Source organism: Stutzerimonas frequens (assembly GCF_024448335.1).
GTDB classification, from domain to species: Bacteria; Pseudomonadota; Gammaproteobacteria; order Pseudomonadales; family Pseudomonadaceae; genus Stutzerimonas; species Stutzerimonas frequens.
Map to the genome: position 1 here is coordinate 1 of NZ_JAMOHM010000026.1, position 5589 is coordinate 5589.

At 52.2% G+C, this 5589-nt stretch carries 2 tRNA genes, 3 rRNA genes and 1 pseudogene; 5 read left to right on the forward strand and 1 reads right to left on the reverse strand.

Annotation, left to right across the window (positions count from 1 at the left end):
* Window positions 1–197, reverse strand: a pseudogene (locus tag NAO55_RS20795) (hypothetical protein); the annotation flags it as partial.
* 156 nt (window positions 198–353) lie between these two features.
* Here NAO55_RS20795 and NAO55_RS20800 point away from each other — a divergent pair.
* The 5 genes from NAO55_RS20800 to rrf all read left to right on the forward strand — a co-directional run bounded on the left by NAO55_RS20800 (window position 354) and on the right by rrf (window position 5536).
* A 16S ribosomal RNA gene (locus tag NAO55_RS20800) occupies window positions 354–1890 on the forward strand.
* A gap of 91 nt (window positions 1891–1981) precedes the next feature.
* Window positions 1982–2058, forward strand: a tRNA-Ile gene (locus NAO55_RS20805).
* 6 nt (window positions 2059–2064) lie between these two features.
* Window positions 2065–2140, forward strand: a tRNA-Ala gene (locus tag NAO55_RS20810).
* A 255-nt stretch (window positions 2141–2395) separates the two neighbouring features.
* Window positions 2396–5286, forward strand: a 23S ribosomal RNA gene (locus NAO55_RS20815).
* 134 nt (window positions 5287–5420) lie between these two features.
* Window positions 5421–5536, forward strand: a 5S ribosomal RNA gene (gene rrf / locus NAO55_RS20820).
* Together the 16S, 23S and 5S rRNA genes with 2 tRNA genes alongside form the textbook arrangement of a ribosomal RNA operon.
* Window positions 5537–5589 lie beyond the last annotated feature (53 nt).

The window sequence follows — 5589 nt, forward strand, 5'->3', positions numbered from 1 at the left end:
GGTGGTTGACAGCGGTTCTGATCGCTGTATGATTCGCCTCCCGCTGACGAGAGATGCAGATTGATCGAGGCGGCAAGCGGTTGAGTAGAAAAGAAATTTTCGAAAAACAGCTTGACAGTAAGAAAGGCTGCTGTAGAATGCGCGGCCTCGGTTGAGACGAAAGGCTTGATCGAAACGCTCTTTAACAACTGAATCAAGCAATTCGTGTGGGTGCTTGTGAATGTAAGACTGGTAGTCGCAAGATTATCAGCATCACAAAGCAACACTCGTTTATTCGAGAGTTACTCTTTCTAGTAAAGAGATTTGCGATTGCTGAGCCAAGTTTAGGGTTTTCTCAAAACCCAAGCAGTATTGAACTGAAGAGTTTGATCATGGCTCAGATTGAACGCTGGCGGCAGGCCTAACACATGCAAGTCGAGCGGATGAGTGGAGCTTGCTCCATGATTCAGCGGCGGACGGGTGAGTAATGCCTAGGAATCTGCCTGGTAGTGGGGGACAACGTTTCGAAAGGAACGCTAATACCGCATACGTCCTACGGGAGAAAGTGGGGGATCTTCGGACCTCACGCTATCAGATGAGCCTAGGTCGGATTAGCTAGTTGGTGAGGTAAAGGCTCACCAAGGCGACGATCCGTAACTGGTCTGAGAGGATGATCAGTCACACTGGAACTGAGACACGGTCCAGACTCCTACGGGAGGCAGCAGTGGGGAATATTGGACAATGGGCGAAAGCCTGATCCAGCCATGCCGCGTGTGTGAAGAAGGTCTTCGGATTGTAAAGCACTTTAAGTTGGGAGGAAGGGCAGTAAGTTAATACCTTGCTGTTTTGACGTTACCGACAGAATAAGCACCGGCTAACTTCGTGCCAGCAGCCGCGGTAATACGAAGGGTGCAAGCGTTAATCGGAATTACTGGGCGTAAAGCGCGCGTAGGTGGTTCGTTAAGTTGGATGTGAAAGCCCCGGGCTCAACCTGGGAACTGCATCCAAAACTGGCGAGCTAGAGTATGGCAGAGGGTGGTGGAATTTCCTGTGTAGCGGTGAAATGCGTAGATATAGGAAGGAACACCAGTGGCGAAGGCGACCACCTGGGCTAATACTGACACTGAGGTGCGAAAGCGTGGGGAGCAAACAGGATTAGATACCCTGGTAGTCCACGCCGTAAACGATGTCGACTAGCCGTTGGGATCCTTGAGATCTTAGTGGCGCAGCTAACGCATTAAGTCGACCGCCTGGGGAGTACGGCCGCAAGGTTAAAACTCAAATGAATTGACGGGGGCCCGCACAAGCGGTGGAGCATGTGGTTTAATTCGAAGCAACGCGAAGAACCTTACCAGGCCTTGACATGCAGAGAACTTTCTAGAGATGGATTGGTGCCTTCGGGAACTCTGACACAGGTGCTGCATGGCTGTCGTCAGCTCGTGTCGTGAGATGTTGGGTTAAGTCCCGTAACGAGCGCAACCCTTGTCCTTAGTTACCAGCACGTTAAGGTGGGCACTCTAAGGAGACTGCCGGTGACAAACCGGAGGAAGGTGGGGATGACGTCAAGTCATCATGGCCCTTACGGCCTGGGCTACACACGTGCTACAATGGTCGGTACAAAGGGTTGCCAAGCCGCGAGGTGGAGCTAATCCCATAAAACCGATCGTAGTCCGGATCGCAGTCTGCAACTCGACTGCGTGAAGTCGGAATCGCTAGTAATCGTGAATCAGAATGTCACGGTGAATACGTTCCCGGGCCTTGTACACACCGCCCGTCACACCATGGGAGTGGGTTGCTCCAGAAGTAGCTAGTCTAACCTTCGGGGGGACGGTTACCACGGAGTGATTCATGACTGGGGTGAAGTCGTAACAAGGTAGCCGTAGGGGAACCTGCGGCTGGATCACCTCCTTAATCGAAGACACCGGCTTCGTCATAAGCTCCCACACGAATTGCTTGATTCACTTGCGAAAGGCGATTGGGTTTAGACCCGAGAGTAACGATTGGGTCTGTAGCTCAGTTGGTTAGAGCGCACCCCTGATAAGGGTGAGGTCGGCAGTTCGAATCTGCCCAGACCCACCAATCGAAGGGGCCATAGCTCAGCTGGGAGAGCGCCTGCTTTGCACGCAGGAGGTCAGCGGTTCGATCCCGCTTGGCTCCACCATTAACTCTAGTCGCCGAAAGCTCAGAAATGAGTGTTTACCAGGATGATGATTGATCGCCTGGGATGAACATTGATTTCTGGACTTTGCGCCAGAACTGTTCTTTAACAATTTGGGTATGTGATAGAAGTAGACCGATGTGTTGCTTTCACTGGCAGCATGTCGCGTCAAGGTAAAATTTGCGTGTTCTCTATGCAAATTTTCGGCGAATGTCGTCTTCACGTTATAGACAGTAACCAGATTGCTTGGGGTTATATGGTCAAGTGAAGAAGCGCATACGGTGGATGCCTTGGCAGTCAGAGGCGATGAAAGACGTGGTAGCCTGCGAAAAGCTTCGGGGAGTCGGCAAACAGACTTTGATCCGGAGATCTCTGAATGGGGGAACCCAGCCATCATAAGATGGTTATCACACACTGAATACATAGGTGTGTGAGGCGAACCAGGGGAACTGAAACATCTAAGTACCCTGAGGAAAAGAAATCAACCGAGATTCCCTTAGTAGTGGCGAGCGAACGGGGACTAGCCCTTAAGCTTCTTTGATTTTAGCGGAACGCTCTGGAAAGTGCGGCCATAGTGGGTGATAGCCCTGTACGCGAAAGGATCTTAGAAGTGAAATCGAGTAGGACGGAGCACGAGAAACTTTGTCTGAACATGGGGGGACCATCCTCCAAGGCTAAATACTACTGACTGACCGATAGTGAACCAGTACCGTGAGGGAAAGGCGAAAAGAACCCCGGAGAGGGGAGTGAAATAGAACCTGAAACCGTATGCGTACAAGCAGTGGGAGCCTACTTTGTTAGGTGACTGCGTACCTTTTGTATAATGGGTCAGCGACTTATTTTCAGTGGCGAGCTTAACCGAATAGGGGAGGCGTAGCGAAAGCGAGTCTTAATAGGGCGTCTAGTCGCTGGGAATAGACCCGAAACCGGGCGATCTATCCATGGGCAGGTTGAAGGTTAGGTAACACTGACTGGAGGACCGAACCGACTACCGTTGAAAAGTTAGCGGATGACCTGTGGATCGGAGTGAAAGGCTAATCAAGCTCGGAGATAGCTGGTTCTCCTCGAAAGCTATTTAGGTAGCGCCTCGTGTATCACTGCTGGGGGTAGAGCACTGTTTCGGCTAGGGGGTCATCCCGACTTACCAAACCGATGCAAACTCCGAATACCAGCAAGTGTCAGCACGGGAGACACACGGCGGGTGCTAACGTCCGTCGTGAAAAGGGAAACAACCCAGACCGTCAGCTAAGGTCCCAAAATCCTGGTTAAGTGGGAAACGATGTGGGAAGGCTTAGACAGCTAGGAGGTTGGCTTAGAAGCAGCCATCCTTTAAAGAAAGCGTAATAGCTCACTAGTCGAGTCGGCCTGCGCGGAAGATGTAACGGGGCTCAAACCAGGTACCGAAGCTACGGGTTCATCGCAAGATGAGCGGTAGAGGAGCGTTCTGTAAGCCTGTGAAGGTGAGTTGAGAAGCTCGCTGGAGGTATCAGAAGTGCGAATGCTGACATGAGTAACGACAATGCGAGTGAAAAACTCGCACGCCGAAAGACCAAGGGTTCCTGCGCAACGTTAATCGACGCAGGGTGAGTCGGTCCCTAAGGCGAGGCTGAAGAGCGTAGTCGATGGGAAACGGGTTAATATTCCCGTACTTCTAGTTACTGCGATGGGGGGACGGAGAAGGCTAGGCCAGCAAGGCGTTGGTTGTCCTTGTTTAAGGTGGTAGGCAGAGATCTTAGGTAAATCCGGGATCTTAATGCCGAGAGCTGATGACGAGCTTTCTTTTAGAAAGCGAAGTGGTTGATGCCATGCTTCCAGGAAAAGCCTCTAAGCTTCAGGTAACTAGGAACCGTACCCCAAACCGACACAGGTGGTTGGGTAGAGAATACCAAGGCGCTTGAGAGAACTCGGGTGAAGGAACTAGGCAAAATGGCACCGTAACTTCGGGAGAAGGTGCGCCGGTGAGGGTGAATGACTTGCTCAGTAAGCTCATGCCGGTCGAAGATACCAGGCCGCTGCGACTGTTTATTAAAAACACAGCACTCTGCAAACACGAAAGTGGACGTATAGGGTGTGACGCCTGCCCGGTGCCGGAAGGTTAATTGATGGGGTTAGCGCAAGCGAAGCTCTTGATCGAAGCCCCGGTAAACGGCGGCCGTAACTATAACGGTCCTAAGGTAGCGAAATTCCTTGTCGGGTAAGTTCCGACCTGCACGAATGGCGTAACGATGGCGGCGCTGTCTCCACCCGAGACTCAGTGAAATTGAAATCGCTGTGAAGATGCAGTGTATCCGCGGCTAGACGGAAAGACCCCGTGAACCTTTACTATAGCTTTGCACTGGACTTTGAGCTTGCTTGTGTAGGATAGGTGGGAGGCTTTGAAGCGTGGACGCCAGTTCGCGTGGAGCCATCCTTGAAATACCACCCTGGCAACCTTGAGGTTCTAACTCTGGTCCGTTATCCGGATCGAGGACAGTGTATGGTGGGTAGTTTGACTGGGGCGGTCTCCTCCTAAAGAGTAACGGAGGAGTACGAAGGTGCGCTCAGACCGGTCGGAAATCGGTCGCAGAGTATAAAGGCAAAAGCGCGCTTGACTGCGAGACAGACACGTCGAGCAGGTACGAAAGTAGGTCTTAGTGATCCGGTGGTTCTGTATGGAAGGGCCATCGCTCAACGGATAAAAGGTACTCCGGGGATAACAGGCTGATACCGCCCAAGAGTTCATATCGACGGCGGTGTTTGGCACCTCGATGTCGGCTCATCACATCCTGGGGCTGAAGCCGGTCCCAAGGGTATGGCTGTTCGCCATTTAAAGTGGTACGCGAGCTGGGTTTAGAACGTCGTGAGACAGTTCGGTCCCTATCTGCCGTGGACGTTTGAGATTTGAGAGGGGCTGCTCCTAGTACGAGAGGACCGGAGTGGACGAACCTCTGGTGTTCCGGTTGTCACGCCAGTGGCATTGCCGGGTAGCTATGTTCGGAAGAGATAACCGCTGAAAGCATCTAAGCGGGAAACTTGCCTCAAGATGAGATCTCACTGGAGCCTTGAGCTCCCTGAAGGGCCGTCGAAGACTACGACGTTGATAGGTTGGGTGTGTAAGCGCTGTGAGGCGTTGAGCTAACCAATACTAATTGCCCGTGAGGCTTGACCATATAACACCCAAACAATTTGGCTGTTAGACGGTAAGTCGACATACAGACCGAAAATCTGCACGAACACGCAATACCGATTCGATCACATACCCAATTCGCTGCAGCGGCTCAACCCCGAGGCAGCAACCGAATTGCTTGACGACCATAGAGCGTTGGAACCACCTGATCCCATCCCGAACTCAGAAGTGAAACGACGCATCGCCGATGGTAGTGTGGGGTCTCCCCATGTGAGAGTAGGTCATCGTCAAGCTCCTATTCCAAACCCCCGATCCGCGTAAGCGGGTCGGGGGTTTGCTTTTGCGC